We start from the raw sequence: 15,521 nt of genomic DNA on the forward strand, positions 1-15,521 counted from the left end.
GCGCGGGGTCAGGCCACCGGTTCGTAGCGGGCCCGGCGGGCGATCACCTCGAACCCGAGGCCGCGGAAGAGGCCGGCCGAGGCGGGGTTGTCGACGTTGACGTCGAGGTAGACCTCCGTCGCGCCGCGTGCCCGCATGCGGCCGAGCGCGGCGACCGCCAGGGCCTTCGCCAGGCCGCGCCGCCGCCATCCGGGCACGGCGCCGACCTGGATGAGGAAGCCTTCCGCGCACGCCACGAACCCCGCGACGGCCCCACCCTTCTCGGACGCCACCAGCGAGCAGCAGGGCAGGAACTCGTCGTCCACCAGCCAGTCCACCCACTGCTCCCGCGTCCAGCCGGGGAAGCGCGGGCGGTCGGCGAAGGACGCGGAGTAGGCCGCGTGGAAGGCCGCCTCGGTGTGCTCGGACCACGGCGCCGTCTCCAGCTCCGGCGGGAGGGGGACGGCCGGGAGCGGCCGGGTCAGGTCGCGCCGGCAGACGTCCTCGGCGAACGTCCGCCGGAATCCGCGCGAGAGGAAGAGCGCGTGAGCCTCCGGGGTCAGCGACTCGGTCTCCAGCCGGACGGCCCTCCCGATCGGCCGGGCAGGCTCCCCGATCAGCCGCCCGGAGCCCTCCGCCGGCCGCCCGGGGCCCTCGGCCGGCTGCCCGGGGCCCTCGGCCGGCTGCTCAGGCTTCCCGATCAGCCGGTCGAGCAGGCCGGATCCGAGGCCGCGGCCCCGGTGAGCCGGATCGACCAGGCCGGTCGCCGCCGACGCGTCGCCCACGGCCCGGACCGCTCCGCAGGCGACCAGGCGGCCGTCGGCGAACGCGCCCACCGCCGTCCCCGTGGCGTACCTGCGCGCCAGGAAGGGCGGCGACGTGGCCGCCGGGAGCCCGCCGTCGCGCGCCGCGCACCGACGGGCGAGATCGGCGATCGCCGGCAGGTCGGCGGCGGACAGCGCGGTCCACTCGATGGCCACCGTGGGCTCCTCTCAGGCGCGGCGGGGCGCGGGGCCACGACGCCGGCGGTCACCGACCGTCGCGGCGGTTCCGCCCCCCGTCGCCGAACATGAACGCGAACCGGCGGCCGGCTTAACGATCATCGCCGCCCGTTCCCCGTGTTGATCACGGATTTTACGATCAGGCCGCAACGATGGTCATACCTCGCCCAGAGGTGCGCGAATCGGGGATCGAAGAGTGGCATTGAACCGCGCCCGCGTCCGTCGGACGACCCCGGCGGATCGGGCCATCGCGGCCGTGCTGTCCGCGACACTGGCCGTGACCGTCGCCGACATCCCCACGGCGTACGCGGACACCCCCTCCCCCCAACCCCCACCGGCGGCCGTCCCGCCCGACCCCTCGACCGCTCCGGCCGGGCCCGGCGCGCCGGACGAGAGCTCGGCCCGGCTCACCGCCCGGCTCACCGGCAGGCGGGTCGAGATCGAATCGGCACGCACCGAGACCTCCTCCACCTACGCCAACCCCGACGGCTCCCTCACCAAGGAGATGTTCGCCGGGCCGGCGGCCGGCGCTGGGTCAGCCGGGGATCCTTCATCGTCGGCGTGGGCTTCGGCACCTACAGCTGCCTGCGCAGGCGCACCCTGCGCGGCTGCGCCAGGGCGTACTGGGAGAACAGCGCGATCGGCGGCCTGTCCGGCGCGCTGTACGGCATCGGCCGCGTGGGCTGGCGGGGCCGCCACTGGTGGCGCCGCGTGCACCGGTGACGCCCCTGGGTGAATGAGGCACCGGATGTGCCCTTCCCCGCCGGGGAAGGGCACGTCTCGCCGCCGGCGGAAACGCGAGATCCCGCCCGATCAAAGGATCGGACGGGATCTTCTCTGTGGAGCTATGGGGATTCGAACCCCAGACCTCCTCCATGCCATGGAGGCGCGCTACCAACTGCGCCATAGCCCCGCGCTGCGTGCACCAGTGTATCGGACTTCCCGGGCCGCCGAGCACGGTCGGCGTTCGGCGACCCGGGACCGCTCCGGCGGCCTCACCCGACGGCGCGGGCCTGGTCGATGAGGCGGGCCAGTTCGGACACCATGGGGTCCTCCGCCCGCTCCGCCAGCCGCCTGGCGTGCTCCCCCAGCGCCGGCAGGTCCAGCCCGAACGCCTGCCTGTCGCGCATGTACACCGCGAAGGCGGCGGCCACCACGTCCACCTGGAGCCGGACCGGCGCCCTGTCCCAGATCGACGGGGTCAGCGCGGTCACGTCCACGGACCGGCTCGCCTCCGCCGGGGCGCGCGTGTCCGGGTCCTGCCAGCGCACGGTGGCCTGGGCGAGCTGGCCGGTGGCGCCCGGCTTGAGGCGGACGCTGTAGAGCGCCGTCACCGCGTGGCCGGGGCCGATCTCGCCGCCGTCGCGGGTGTCGTCGCGGAACCCGTCGGCCGGCATGGCGCGGTTGTCGTAGCCGAGGAGCTGCTGGCTCTCCACGACCGAGGGGTTGAAGGCGACCTGCGCCCTGGCGTCGCGGGCGCGCAGCTCGATCGTGGTGGGCAGCCGTTCGGCGAAGACCTTCGCGGCCTCCTCGCGGGTGCTGACGTACACGGCGGCGCCGTCGCCGTTGTCGGCGAGCTGTTCCATCAGCTCGTCGCCGTAGTCGCGGCCGACGCCGACGGTGAGCAGCGTGACCTGCCGGCCCGCGTACTCCTTGACCCGGTCGAGGATGGCCTGCCAGGCGGTGACGCCCTGGTTGGCCAGGCCGTCGGACAGCAGGACGACGCGGTTGGTGGCGGCGGGGCGGAACGCCCGGGACGCCTGCTGGTAGCCGGTCACCAGCCCGGTCTCCAGGTTCGTGCCGCCCTGGACGGCGAGCCGGTCCACGGCGGCGTGCAGGTCGGGCCGGGCGGTGAGCGGCGTCATCGGGACGAGGGTCTCGGCCGTGTCGCTGAACGCGACGACCGACACCCGGTCGCCGGGGGCGAGCTGGTCGATCAGCGTGTGCAGGGACTCCTTGACCAGGTCCAGCCGGCCGGTCTCGGCCATCGACCCGGAGACGTCCACCACGAAGGTCAGGTCGGCGGGCCGGCGGGCGGCGGCGTCGGCGCCGCGCGTGCGCAGGCCCACGCGGACGACCGCCGTGTCGGAGCCGGGCAGGCGCGCGCCGTCGATGTGGACGGTGAAGCCGTCTCCGGCGGGCTCGGCGTAGTCCTGCCCGAAGGAGTTGACGAACTCCTCGGGCCGGATCCGGGCGGGCTCGGGCCAGCGCCCCTCGGCGAGGGCGCGGCGGGCGTAGGAGTACGAGGCGGTGTCGACGTCCAGGGCGAACGTCGAGATCTGCGCCTCGGCGGCGTCGCGGCCGGTGTCCTGCTCGGCGTCGGCGGCCGTCTCCCTGCCGGCCTCGGGCTGCGCTCGGCGGGTGGCGCGGGGTTCGGCGGGGACCGGCCGGCCGGCTTCGGTCCGGGCGGGCACGGCGCGTTCGGCGGAGCTCCCGGTGGAGCCCCCGGGCCCGCCTCCGCAGGCCGCGAGAGCGAGTAATGCGGCAAGTCCGGCACCTGCCATCAGAGGGCGAAATCTCATGGCTTACCACCTCCACGCGTATCGACGGTTCGACGTCGCCGCGTGGCCGGGCGAGTGATCCAAGCGAGCGCGAACCGCGACCGGGGCGTGATCGCCCGGATCACCCCGTCCCCTCACGCCCCAGTGATCGTCACGGCTTCCACGAGGGGTCGCGGCCCAGCTCCCCCAGGGCGCGCTCCAGCGCGGACGCTCCGGCGGGCACCTCCACCGGCTCGCCGAACGCCCCCATCTGCCGCCCCGTCGGGGCCATCTGACCGGCGAAGGCGAGCAGCCGCTCCGCCTCCTCCCCGTCCACCTCGTACGGCCGGCCGGTCGCCACGGACAGGTCCCAGCCGTGGACGACGAGGTCGCACAGGCTCATCGCGGCGAGGGTCGCCATCGGCAGCCCCATGCCGGGGCTGACCCCCTCCCACGCCTCCGGCCTGCGCCAGGCGGCCAGCATCCGCCCGGCCCGCTCCCGGAAGTCTCCGGTGTACTCCCCCTGCGGGATCATCCCGCCGCCGGAGGCCAGCGACTCGAACAGCGAGGCCCCCCACTCCAGGTGGGCGATCAGGCCGCGGACGTCGAACTCGGCGCACGGCGTCGGCAGCGCGAGCTCGTCATCGCCGATGGCCTCCACCAGGTCCGCCGTACGCCCGGCGGCGCGTTCCAAGAGCGGCAGCGTCTCCTCCATGGTCTGGTTCATGCGCCCCAGCATGCCAGCCCGCCCTCACCCGTGCACCAGCTTGACGACGACGCCGCGGCCTGATCGGACACGCCGCTCGGCGATGAAGGTGTCCCCGGCGAGCCATCAGGCACCGTCCTCGGCGACCGCCCGCGGCGAACATGCGGCCGAACCGCACCAGCCCGCGCGGGGCCGTGCACAGGGTGGACCCGGCGGGCGCGTGGCCCTCCTCGGTCGGCTGCATGGTCGGCGCGGCCGTCCACACCTTGGTGGTGAGGCCGACCTGGAGGACGCTGTCGGGAGTGGTCTCCACGCCGGTGGCGCGGTTGAGCACGCCCGTCGCGGCTTCGTGCAGTCGGCCGCCGGTCCATGTGACCGCCTCAGGCGATCTTGGGGGTGGCGCGGACACCGAGGTGGAGGTAGGGCGAGCCGTCGTCGAGCTGGTAGAACACGCCCGACAGCCAGTCGGGCTCACCCTCGCGGCGGCCGACGAAGGTGACGTCGTCGACCGCGACGAGGTCGAGGTCGAACGGCTCCTCCAGGGCGGCGAGCGGGCCCGTCGCCTCGATGCGCAGCCTCAGCGTGCCGTCGTGGACGCCGGCGGTCATGCGGGAGCCGACCCGCTCGTAGACGCCGGCGTAGCGCTCGACGTCCACCTGCACGGGGGTCTCCGGTGGGCCGAGCACCGGCGGCACGGTCAGGCCGTCGAGCTCGGCGAACAGCTCGGTGGCCAGGGCGCGGGTGAAAGCGCCGCTGTGGCCGCCGTTGGTGGTCACGCACACGACGGTGCCGGTGTCGGGGACGGCCCAGAGCATGGCGTGCTGGCCGATGGTGTTGCCGCCGTGCGAGAGGACGCGCCGGCCCGACCACTCGTCGATGATCCAGCCGATGCCCCAGTGCCTGCCCAGGGTGTGCGGGTTGGGGATGTCGACCTGCGGCTCCCACATCGCCCGCGGGTCGTCGAGCAGGCCGCCCTCGAGGTGGGCGCGCCCGAAGGCGACCACGTCGCGCGGACGGGCGCAGATGAGGCCGGCCGGACCGCACGAGCGCATGAGACCCCACACCGGAGCCGCCCTGCCGTCCTCGACGTGGCCGTGCGCGGCGCGGAAGCGCAGCACGTCCTCCGGCAGCGTCCAGGTATGGGTCAGCCCGAGCGGTCCGCAGATGTTCTCGCGCAGCACCGCGTCCCAGGTTCTGCCCTCCAGCACCTCCAGGATGCGACCGGCGATGACGAAGCCGGAGTTGCAGTAGGACTGGGTGGCGCCGAGCGGGTGGTTCTGCGCCAGGCCGGCGCAGGCCTCGACGTACTTCTTGACGCAGTCGTCGCCGCGGCCGGTGTCGAGGAACAGGTCGCCGTCGATGCCGCTGGTGTGCGACAGCAGATGCCTGACCGTGACGGTCCTGGACACCTCGGCGTCGGCGACCCGGAAGCCGGGCAGCAGCTCGGCGACCGGGGTGTCCAGGGTCAGCCGGCCGCGCTCCACCTGCTGCATGAGCAGGGTGGCCGTCCACACCTTGGTGATCGAGCCGATCTGGAACAGGGAGTCCGGCGTCGCCTCGACGCCGGTGTCGACGTTGAGCACGCCCGCGGCGAACTCGTGCAGTTCCCCGTTGTGCAGGTAGGCGAGCGCCGCGCCCGGGACCTCGTACGTGTCGATCAGTTCGGCGAGCCGCTGACCCAGTGCATCAGCCACGCGAGGATCCTTTCGTTGTCGTCGAAGCGGTGTGAGGGGCGCCCGTCGAGGATGCGGGTGCCGTCGGGCGACCAGCGGGGGGCCGCGCCGACCGCCGGCCCGCGCGGGGCGGCGCCGGGGGCGGCGCCGGGGGCGGCCAGACCGTACAGGTCGCCGAGGCAGAGGCGGCGCATGACCGAACGTTAGGCGAGGCCGCCGCGGCCCTCTTCGTCGTGGACGACAAAGAGTGCGTGGAATCTTGTGCCGTCGCGACATCACCTGATGCGACGCCGCTCAGTCGTCAAGAACTTCGCCCAGCGTTCACCGTCTCCCTCTGGAAGCCGTCACGCCTCTCTGCGAGCGTGACGCCCGGCCGCGGGATCATCCGCCCGGCCCCCACACACATCGTGCGCAAGCTCATGGGCGACCTCGAGAACGACGCACCAGGTGGTCCAGATGAAAGGTATGTCCCATGTGCCGTACCCATGCACATCCCTCCAGCGCTCCGGAGGGAACGGCCGCGTTCGCCGACCTGTCCGTCGCGGAGAAGGAGCTGTCACCCGCCGACCTCAGCCGGCGCCGCTTCCTGCTGAACAGCGGCCTGCTCGGCGTCGGCGGTCTCGGGGTGACCGCCCTGGGCGGGCTGGCCGCGCGTCCCGCCGCCGCCACCGGCGGCGGAGGCTCCCGCGCGCTCCACTGGATGGCCGGCGACCACCATGTCCACACGCAGTACAGCTACGACGGCATGTACACCATCGAGCAGCAGGCCGCTGGCGCTCTGCGGCACGGCCTGGACTGGCTGGTCATCACCGACCACGGGCACGCCGCTCATGAGAAGTTCGCGGTCGAGGCCACCTATGCCGACATCGTCGTGTCCCGGGCCAAGCACCCCGAGCTGCTGTTGTGGCAGGGGCTGGAATGGAACGTTCCCGGGGGCGAGCACGCCACGGTGTTCTTCGACGGCGCTCGCGACGAGATCCAGTTGCTGCGCGCGTTCGAGCGGCTCTTCGACTCCAGGATCAACGGCACCGGCGCGAGCAGCCCGGAGAACGAGGCCAAGGCGCTGGAGGCGCTCGCCTGGCTCGGCACCGCGCTGCGCACCGGCGCGGCGAGCTCCGCGCTGTTCCTGATCAACCATGTGATGCGGCGCGGCAGGTACGCCCCGCGTGACCTGCGCGCCTACCGCGACAAGGCGCCGGGCATCGCGGTCGGCATGGAGGGCGCGCCCGGAGCCCAGAACGAGCCCAGGGCCCGCGGCGACTTCAACAACACCGCCGACGCGAGCTCCTGGCCCGGCTGGAGGCCGGAACACTATCCGACCTACGGCGGCTTCGACTCCATGACCGGGATCCTGGGCGGCATGTGGGACTCGCTGCTCGCCGAGGGCAAGGGCTGGTGGATCACCGCCAACTCCGACGGCCACTTCTACGACGGTGACACGACCGTCGAGCCCTCCCGGCCCGCCGACTGGTACGACCAGCACGGCAGATACCCCGACCCCGTCGACGGCGGCGTCCCGCAGCGGCACGCCGACTTCTGGCCCGGTCAGTTCAGCCGCACGGTCGTGGGGGCGACCTCACGCAGCTACGGCGCGGTCATGGAGGCCATCAAGGCCGGGCGTTCCTGGGTGTCGATGGGCGGCCTCGTCGACGGGCTGCACGTCGACGCGCACGCCCCCGGCAACGCCCCGGCGACGCTCGGCGGGCGGCTGTCGGTGCGGCGCGGCGACGACGTCACCGTCACCGTCTCCGTCGACCTGGCCGGCCGGCCCAACGCCGACGAGGAGATCCCCCGGCTCGCCCGCCTGGACCTGATCCGCGGCGCGATCACCGGGCCGGCCGCCGACCCCGACGTCTTCACCGCCCCGGACGTACGGGTGGTCGAGTCGTTCACGCCGCGGGGCAGGGGCCGGGTCGCCGAGTTCCACTACAGGTTCCGTGACGTGCGCGAACCGTTCTACTTCCGGCTGCGCGGCACCGACGGCAGGCGCAGCGCTCCGGGCGGGATGGAGCCGGCGGCGGACACCGGCCGCAACGAGAGCCCTTGGCGCGACCTCTGGTGCTACACCAACCCCGTCTTCGTGGAACTGACGTGACCCTGGCGGGCCGGGACCTCGGCGGGTTTCCGGCCCGCCCTCACCAGTGCAGCAGGACCAGCTCGGCCGAGAAGCCCGGCCCGAGCGCGAGCAGCAGCCCCGGCTGACCGGGACGGCCGCGGGTGCGCTGCAGGACGTCCAGCACCGACACCGACGACAGGTTGCCGTGCTCGCGCATCGACTCCAGCGTCACCGCGAACGCCGACGCGGGCAGCCCCAGCGCGCCCGCGATCGTCTCGATGACCTTGGGGCCGCCGGGATGGCAGATCCAGGTGCCGACCTGGTCCGGGGTCAGCCCGTAGTCGGCGAGGAACGTCTTGACGTCGCCGCCGACCACCTGCTCGACGAAGCCGATCAGCCCGGCGTCCAGCACGACGCGGAACCCGTGCCGGCCGATCTCCCATCCCATGAGATGCCCGGTGCCGGGGTACAGCTTGCTGCGCGTGGCCACCACCTCCGGTCCCGCCCCGCGCCCGGTGGCCACGACCGCCGCGGCGCCGTCCCCGAACAGCGTCCCGGCCAGGGCGTTGGCGGCCGAGGTGTCGTCGCGCTGGAGCGTGAGCGAGCACAGCTCGGCGCAGACGAGCAGCGCGACGTGGGCGGGCCAGCCGCGCAGGTAGTCGTTGAGCCGGGCCAGGCCGGCCGCACCGGCCGCGCAGCCGAGCCCGAACACCGGCACGCGTCTGACGTCGTCGCGCAGCCCCGCGCGCTGGGCCAGCCGGGCGTCCAGCGACGGGGTGGCGAGGCCCGTGCTGGAGCAGAACATCAGATGGTCCACCTTCTCCGGCGGCACGTCCGCCTTGGCGAGGGCGCCGAGGACGGCCCGCTCGGCGAGGTCGAGCGCGATCTCGGCGTACGCCTCGTTGGCGCGGGTGAAGGAGTCGAGCTTGCCGTAGTCCTCCAGCGCGAGGGCGAGGTTGCGGCCCCGGACGCCGGTGACGGCGCGGAAGTGTTCCAGGAGGTCCCGGTCGGCCTCGGTCAACCGGGAGAACTCCTCGATGATCTCCGCCTGCTCGTAGCGGTGATCAGGCAGAACGGTGTGTACCCCCGATATGTGCATGTCCTGTTTCTCCCGCTTTGGGAGGCGGGCTAACATGCGCCCATGGCGATCCCGATCTCGCTGACGCCTCCATTGCCGACCGTCGCGGTGCTCGCGTTCGACGGGATGGGGCCGTTCGAGCTCGGCTGCGTCGTGGAGATCTTCGGGTTGCCGCGGCCCGAGCTGGGGGTTCCCTGGTACGACCTGCGGGTCTGCGCCGAGACGACGCGCCCGCTGCGCGCGGTGGGCGGGTTCACCCTCCAGGCGGAGCACGGGCTCGACGTGCTGGCCGAGGCCGGCACGGTGATCGTGCCCGGTGTGCCCGACGTGCGCGGGCCGGAGTCCCCGGGGCTGGTCGCGGCGCTGCGGCGGGCCCACGACCGCGGGGCTCGCGTGGTGTCGATCTGCTCGGGCGCGTTCGCGCTGGCGGCGGCCGGCCTGCTCGACGGGCGCGAGGCGACCACCCACTGGAAGTACACCGACCTGCTCCAGCGCCGCTTCCCCGCGGTGCGGGTCAACGCCTCGGTCCTGTACGTGGACGCCGGCGACGTGCTGACCAGCGCGGGCAGCGCGGCGGGGCTCGACCTGCTGCTCCATCTCGTCCGCGCCGACCACGGCCCCGGCGTCGCCAACGCGGTGGCGCGCCGTCTGGTCGTCGCGCCGCACCGGGAGGGCGGGCAGGCGCAGTTCATCGAGGCCCCGGTACGGCCGGTCGAGGACGACGACGCGGTGGCCCGGGCGATGGAGTGGGCCCTGGCCGACCTGGCGCGGCCGATCACCGTGGCCGACCTGGCGCGGGTGGCCCACATGTCGGAGCGCTCGTTCCTGCGGCACTTCCGCCGGCGCACCGGCACGACCCCGCTGCGATGGGTGATCTCGCAGCGGGTGGCGGCCAGCCTGCCCATGCTGGAGGCCACGGCCGCGCCGGTGGAGGAGATCGGGGCCGCGGTGGGGTTCGACAGCCCGGTGACGTTCCGCCAGCACTTCGCGCGCACGATGCGGACGTCACCGTCGGCCTACCGCCGCGCCTTCACCACGACGGGCGCGTCCGCGGTCACGTCGCCGGACGCGGGGAGAGCGCGTCAGAGGCGGTAGTCGAAGGTGTAGGAGTGGGAGCCGTCGGGCGCGATGTGGATCTCCAGCTCGCCGCGGATGCCGCGCAGCTCGCCCGTGCCGGAGTCGGGGGCGACGGTGACGCGCAGCGACGGCTCGCCCCGGTCGCTGGCGGCGATGTGCTGGACGACGAAGCTGCCCTTGCGCCCGTCGAGGGTGCCCTCGATCCGCTCGACCGCCACGTAGGAGCGGGAGTCCTCGATCTCGGTCGTCGTGGCCAGCATGGTCACCACCGACGTGGCGTCGAGGTCGCCGTGGAAGGTCTTGGTCAGCGTGATCCGGCCGAGCGAGACGCCGTCGTGCTCGGAGAAGGGCGGCTCGGGGGTCACGCCGTCGATGTCGAAGGTTCCTTGAGCGGTCATGGGACCAGGATGCCGGTCGTACCTGTCACCTTCTGTCAGGTACGACTCAGGCACGACCGGCGGGCGGGCTCACTCCCCCACGACGCGCCGCAGGAAGGCGTTGCCGAACTTCCCCTCCGGGTCGTACGCGCGCACCAGGGCCCCGAAGCGCTCCGACGGCTCCGGCCACCGGGTGAACAGCTTGCCCCAGTGCGGCCGGGGGTCGAAGGGCGCCAGCGTCTCCTCCACCAGCCGCAGCGCCGGGAGCACCGCGTCCCAGTCCTTGACCCAGGTGAAGTGGACGGCGACGCTGTCGCGGCCGTGGAAGGGGCTCAGCCACAGCTCGTCGCCCGCGACCGTGCGCACCTCCGAGATCTGCAGCGCGGGCCGGATCGCGTCGCCCACGGCGTACAGCGCGGCCAGCGCCTCGGCCGCCCGCTCCCGCGGCATCGCGAACTCCGACTGCAGCTCGTCGCCCGCGCCGCTCGGCGACGCGTCGGCCCGGAAGTGCGGCAGCCGCTCGTGCCACGGCCCCGGCACGCCGAGCTGGGCGGTGCAGCTGTCGGCGGGCATGCCCGGCACCGGGTGGCGGGGCCCGGCGGCCGCCCGGGTGCCGAGCCAGTCGCCGTCCGGCAGCTCGGTGCGCCGCTTGAGCCACACCCGGGTGGAGCTCCAGTCGGTGAACTGGCTGACGCTGTAGCCCCCGGCCATGACCTCCTCGAACGGCGCGTCGCGGGGCAGGTCCTCGCGGACGTACTGGCGCAGCTCGAAGGCGGGCACCACGTCCAGCGTGAGCGACGTGACGACGCCCAGCGCCCCGAGCGCGACGACCGCGCCCGCGAAGCCGGCGTCGCCGCGCTCCAGCGAGACGAGCGAGCCGTCGGCCGTGACCAGCTCCAGCCCGCGGACCGCGGCCGAGAGGCTGCGGTTGCCGTCGCCGGAGCCGTGCGTGCCGGTCGCCACCGACCCCGCCACCGAGATGTGCGGCAGCGAGGCCATGCTCGCCAGGGCTAACCCGCGCGCGTGCAGGTCGGCGGCGAGGCGCGCGTAGGTCACGCCCCCGCCGACCCGCACCCGGGCGGCCCGCCCGTCCCCGCCGCCGTCGATCTCCATGACGTACGGCATGCGGTCGAGCGCGACCAGCTCGCCCGGTGAGTCGGCGACGTCGTTGAACGAGTGGCCGGTGCCCAGCGCCCGCACCCGGGCGCTGCCGGCGACCAGCCGCCGCAGCTCCTCCAGCGAGGACGGCCGCCGCACGCCCGACGCGCGGAAGACCACGTTGCCGGCCCAGTTGGCCGGACCGGCGGCCACGACGTCCTCGGTCACTGGAAGCCCTGCGCCAGGCGGTAGTACGCCTGGTTCCAGCGCAGCTCCTTCGCGAACTGCCGGCTCGTCGTCCCGGCGTCGATGACGAGCAGCTCCACGCCCAGCATGTCGGACAGGTCGGTCAGCTCCTCGGCGCCGACGGCCGTGGACAGCACGGTGTGGTGCGGGGCGCCCGCGGTCAGCCAGGACTCGGTGCTGGTGCGGAAGTCGGGCCGGGGCTTCCAGACCGCGCGGGCCACGGGCAGCGCCGGCAGCGGCTCGGCCGGCGGGACGATGTCGATCTCGTTGGCCACGAGCCGGAACCGGTCGCCCATGTCGGCCAGGCCCACGACGACGCCCGGGCCGGGGGCCGCGTCGAACACCAGCCGGACCGGATCCTCCCGGCCGCCGATGCCGAGCGGGTGGATCTCGCACGACGGGGTGTCCGCGGCGATCGACGGGCAGACCTCCAGCATGTGCGCGCCCAGGATCACCTCCTGGCCGGGCGTCAGGTCGTAGGTGTAGTCCTCCATGAAGGAGGTGCCGCCGCCGGGCGCCATGGCCTTGAGGGTGCGCAGCAGCACCGAGGTCTTCCAGTCGCCCTCGCCGCCGAAGCCGTAGCCGTCGGCCATGAGCCGCTGCACGGCCAGGCCCGGGAGCTGGCGCAGGCCGCCGAGGTCCTCGAAGTTCGTGGTGAACGCCTTGAACCCGCCGTCCTCCAGGAAGCGGCGCAGGCCGAGCTCGATCCGGGCGGCGTAGCGCAGCGACTCGCGCCGCTCGCCGAGCAGCGCGGGCGCCACGTGGTAGAGCTCCTCGTACTCCTTGACCAGCGCGTTCACGTCGGAGTCGGCGGCGGCGTCCACGGCCTCGACCAGGTCGTTGACGCCGTAGGTGTTGACCGAGACGCCGAAGCGCAGCTGCGCCTCGACCTTGTCGCCCTCGGTGACGGCCACGTCGCGCATGTTGTCGCCGAACCGGGCGAGCTTGAGGGTGCGCAGCTCGGCCAGGCCGGTCGCGGCCCGCGCCCACGCCTCGATGCGCTCCCCGACGCGCGGGTCGCTGACGTGCCCGGCGACGGTCTTGCGGGCGACGCCGAGCCGGGTCTGGATGTGGCCGAACTCGCGGTCGCCGTGGGCGGCCTGGTTGAGGTTCATGAAGTCCATGTCGATGGAGCTCCACGGCAGCTCCACGTTGGCCTGCGTGTGCAGGTGGAGCAGCGGCTTGCGCAGCGCGTCGAGGCCGGCGATCCACATCTTGGCCGGCGAGAACGTGTGCATCCACGCGATCACCCCGGCGCACGAGTCGTCGGCGCTCGCCTCCAGCATCACGCGGCGGATCGCCGCCGCGTCGGTGAGCACGGGCTTCCACTCCACGGGCACCGGCAGGGCCTCGGCGATGCGCCGGGACTGCTCGGCGACCTGCCGCAGCGTGTCCTCGCCGTACAGTCCCTGGCTGCCGGTCAGAAACCAGATGGTCAACGCGGGCTCCTCTGTCCATAGACGTTCTGGTAGCGGTCGTACAGGCGGTCGATGTCGTCCTGCGCGATGGTCAGCGGCTCGCCGAGCTGGCGGGCGACGTGCACCGTGCGGGCGACGTCCTCGCACATGACGGCGGCCTTCACCGCGGCCCTGGGGTCCTTGCCGATGGTGAAGACGCCGTGGTTGCGCATGAGCACGGCGGGCGAGCGGTGGCCCTTGAGGGTCTCGACGATGCCCTGGCCGATGGAGTCGTCGCCGATCAGCGCGAACGGCCCGACCGGGATCTCGCCGCCGAACTCGTCGGCCATGGCGGTCAGCACGCAGGGGACGGCCTCGCCCCGGGCGGCCCACGCGCTGGCGTAGGTGGAGTGGGTGTGGACGACGCCGCCCACCTCGGGCATGTTCCGGTAGACGTAGGCGTGCGCGGCGGTGTCGCTGGACGGGGAGTGGTCGCCCTCCACGAGGTTGCCGTCGAGGTCGCACAGGACCATGTTCTCCGGCCCCAGCTCGTCGTAGCTCACCCCCGACGGCTTGATGACGAACAGGTCCTCGCCCGGGATCCGGCCGGAGACGTTCCCGGCGGTCCACGCGACGAGGTCGTACCGGACGAGCTCGGCGTGCAGGTCGCTGACCGTCCTCCTCATGCGCTGGATCATGCGCCGGCCTCGTTCCTGATCTTCCGCAGGGTGTGCAGCATGCGTCCGTCCCCGAAGTAGTCGTGCAGCGTGCGGTACTCGGCGTAGAGCCGGTCGTAGGCGTCGGCCCGGCCCTCGTCGGGCAGGTAGACGTTCTCGCGCCGCGTGCCCATGGCGGCCGCGGCCTGCTCGATGTCGGCGTACGCGCCGGCGGCGACGGCCGCGTGGATGGCCGAGCCGAGCGCCGGGCCCTGGTCCGAGCCGATCACCGAGATCGGGCGGCGCAGCACGTCGGCGTAGACCTGCATGAGGAAGCGGTTCTTCAGCAGGCCGCCCGCCGCCACGAACTCCTCGACGGGCACGCCGGACGCCTCGAACGTCTCGACGATCACGCGGGCGCCGAACGCGGTGGCCTCGATGAGCGCCCGGTAGACGTCCTCGGGCCGGGTGCTGAGCGTCTGGCCGACGATCACGCCGGACAGGTTGTGGTCCACCAGCACCGAGCGGTTGCCGTTGTGCCAGTCGAGCGCGACCAGGCCGTGCCGGCCGACCTCCTGGGCGGCGGCCAGCTCGGTCAGGTACTCGTGGACGCTCTGGCCGCGCTCCTCGGCGGCGCGCGCGTAGGAGGCGGGCACGGAGTTGTCGATGAACCAGGCGAAGATGTCGCCGACGCCCGACTGCCCGGCCTCGTAACCCCACAGGCCCGGCACGATGCCGTCCTGGACCACGCCGCACATGCCCGGGACCTCGGCGAGCTGGTCGGAGGGCATGACGTGGCAGGTCGAGGTGCCCATGATGGCGACCATCTGGCCTGGCCGGACGGCGTCGGCCGCGGCGGAGGTGACGTGCGCGTCCACGTTGCCGACGCAGACGGCGATGCCCTCGGGCAGCTTGGTCCAGGCGGCGGCCTCGGCGGTCAGCCGGCCGGCCAGCCCGCCGAGGGGCGAGATGTCGTGGCCGAGCTTGGCGGTGAAGCCGGCGAAGCCGGGGTTGAGCGCGGCCAGGAACTCCTCGGACGGGTAGGCGCCGTCCTGGTAGATCCCCTTGTAGCCGGCGGTGCAGACGTTGCGGGTCTCGACCCCGGTGAGCTGCCAGACGATCCAGTCGGCGGCCTCGATCCAGCGCTCGGCCCGCGCGTACACCTCGGGGTCCTCCTCCAGGACCTGCAGGCCCTTGGCGAACTCCCACTCGGAGGAGATCTTGCCGCCGTAGCGGGGCAGCCACGGCTCGCCGCGCTCGGCGGCCAGGGCGTTGATGCGGTCGGCGTGCGACTGGGCGGCGTGGTGCTTCCACAGCTTGGGCCAGGCGTGGGGGCGCTCGGGAGTGTCGTGGCAGAGCGGCGTGCCGTCGGCGGTGGTCGGCAGCACGGTGCAGGCCGTGAAGTCGGTGCCGATGCCGACGACCTTGGCCGGGTCCACGCCCGCGGCGGCGACGGCCTCGGGCACCGCGGTCTTCAGCACGTCCAGCCAGTCGTGCGGCGACTGCAGGGCCCAGTCGGGCCCGAGGCGCACGTCGCCGCCCGGCAGGCGGTCCTCGATGACGCGATGGGCGTACTCGTGGACGGCCGTACCGAGCTCGGCGCCGTCCGCGACGCGCACCACGACGGCGCGTCCCGACAGCGTGCCGAAGTCGACGCCGATCACGTAGCTGTCACTGTTAACGCTCACACACACTCT

At 73.5% G+C, this 15,521-nt stretch carries 14 protein-coding genes and 1 tRNA gene; 3 read left to right on the forward strand and 12 right to left on the reverse strand.

Features of this window, described 5'->3' with window-relative positions; all coding sequences use genetic code 11:
* Positions 1-8: 8 nt before the first annotated feature.
* Positions 9-959, reverse strand: a complete 951-nt coding sequence (locus HT134_RS47720; RefSeq protein ID WP_175602604.1) for a GNAT family N-acetyltransferase — start codon at positions 957-959, stop codon at positions 9-11.
* A gap of 582 nt (positions 960-1,541) precedes the next feature.
* Between HT134_RS47720 and HT134_RS23590 the strand changes: the two genes are divergently transcribed.
* Positions 1,542-1,703: a hypothetical protein gene (locus tag HT134_RS23590; RefSeq protein WP_175602605.1), complete on the forward strand. Its 162-nt coding sequence runs from the start codon at positions 1,542-1,544 to the stop codon at positions 1,701-1,703.
* Positions 1,704-1,820: 117 nt separating this feature from the next.
* On the opposite strand, the gene HT134_RS23595 is transcribed toward HT134_RS23590, so the two are convergent.
* From HT134_RS23595 to HT134_RS45895, 5 genes are all read right to left on the reverse strand, one after another.
* A tRNA-Ala gene (locus HT134_RS23595) sits at positions 1,821-1,893 on the reverse strand.
* Between the two features lie 82 nt (positions 1,894-1,975).
* Entirely contained in the window at positions 1,976-3,502 is a 1,527-nt protein-coding gene (locus tag HT134_RS23600; RefSeq protein ID WP_175602606.1) for a vWA domain-containing protein, read from the reverse strand.
* A gap of 130 nt (positions 3,503-3,632) precedes the next feature.
* The gene (locus HT134_RS23605) at positions 3,633-4,187 is read right to left on the reverse strand and encodes a TIGR03086 family metal-binding protein (RefSeq protein WP_175602607.1); all 555 of its coding nucleotides are present in this window, start codon (positions 4,185-4,187) and stop codon (positions 3,633-3,635) included.
* A 359-nt stretch (positions 4,188-4,546) separates the two neighbouring features.
* Complete coding sequence (locus HT134_RS23610; protein WP_312888355.1) at positions 4,547-5,860, reverse strand: serine hydrolase domain-containing protein; 1,314 nt, start codon at positions 5,858-5,860, stop codon at positions 4,547-4,549.
* Positions 5,824-6,033: a hypothetical protein gene (locus HT134_RS45895; protein WP_246365009.1), complete on the reverse strand. Its 210-nt coding sequence runs from the start codon at positions 6,031-6,033 to the stop codon at positions 5,824-5,826. The genes HT134_RS23610 and HT134_RS45895 overlap by 37 nt, the downstream gene beginning before the upstream one ends.
* Before the next feature lie 278 nt (positions 6,034-6,311).
* Between HT134_RS45895 and HT134_RS23615 the strand changes: the two genes are divergently transcribed.
* Positions 6,312-7,934 carry a PHP domain-containing protein gene (locus HT134_RS23615; protein WP_175602609.1) on the forward strand — a complete coding sequence of 541 codons (1,623 nt, stop codon included), beginning with the start codon at positions 6,312-6,314 and terminating at the stop codon, positions 7,932-7,934.
* A 40-nt stretch (positions 7,935-7,974) separates the two neighbouring features.
* Here the strand turns inward: HT134_RS23615 and HT134_RS23620 are convergent, their stop codons facing one another.
* Positions 7,975-8,994 carry a type III polyketide synthase gene (locus HT134_RS23620; RefSeq protein ID WP_175602610.1) on the reverse strand — a complete coding sequence of 340 codons (1,020 nt, stop codon included), beginning with the start codon at positions 8,992-8,994 and terminating at the stop codon, positions 7,975-7,977.
* Between the two features lie 72 nt (positions 8,995-9,066).
* Here HT134_RS23620 and HT134_RS23625 point away from each other — a divergent pair, with 72 nt between their 5' ends.
* Positions 9,067-10,068 carry a helix-turn-helix domain-containing protein gene (locus HT134_RS23625; protein ID WP_446685763.1) on the forward strand — a complete coding sequence of 334 codons (1,002 nt, stop codon included), beginning with the start codon at positions 9,067-9,069 and terminating at the stop codon, positions 10,066-10,068.
* On the opposite strand, the gene HT134_RS23630 is transcribed toward HT134_RS23625, so the two are convergent.
* The 5 genes from HT134_RS23630 to araB form a co-directional block, all read right to left on the reverse strand.
* Positions 10,056-10,448 (reverse strand): DUF3224 domain-containing protein, encoded by a 393-nt coding sequence (locus tag HT134_RS23630; RefSeq protein ID WP_175602612.1) that lies wholly within the window; start codon positions 10,446-10,448, stop codon positions 10,056-10,058. The genes HT134_RS23625 and HT134_RS23630 overlap by 13 nt on opposite strands.
* Positions 10,449-10,517: 69 nt before the next feature.
* Positions 10,518-11,753, reverse strand: coding sequence for an FAD-binding protein (locus HT134_RS23635; RefSeq protein WP_312888356.1), 1,236 nt, complete (start codon positions 11,751-11,753; stop codon positions 10,518-10,520).
* Positions 11,750-13,210 carry an L-arabinose isomerase gene (gene araA, locus HT134_RS23640; protein ID WP_175602613.1) on the reverse strand — a complete coding sequence of 487 codons (1,461 nt, stop codon included), beginning with the start codon at positions 13,208-13,210 and terminating at the stop codon, positions 11,750-11,752. Before araA ends, HT134_RS23635 begins: the two co-directional genes overlap by 4 nt.
* Positions 13,207-13,854, reverse strand: coding sequence for an L-ribulose-5-phosphate 4-epimerase (locus HT134_RS23645; protein ID WP_312888357.1), 648 nt, complete (start codon positions 13,852-13,854; stop codon positions 13,207-13,209). Before HT134_RS23645 ends, araA begins: the two co-directional genes overlap by 4 nt.
* Positions 13,855-13,862: 8 nt before the next feature.
* Complete coding sequence (gene araB, locus HT134_RS23650; RefSeq protein ID WP_376768107.1) at positions 13,863-15,488, reverse strand: ribulokinase; 1,626 nt, start codon at positions 15,486-15,488, stop codon at positions 13,863-13,865.
* Between the last annotated feature and the right edge of the window lie 33 nt (positions 15,489-15,521).

It is taken from the genome of Nonomuraea rhodomycinica, assembly GCF_013363995.1.
GTDB classification, from domain to species: Bacteria; Actinomycetota; Actinomycetes; order Streptosporangiales; family Streptosporangiaceae; genus Nonomuraea; species Nonomuraea rhodomycinica.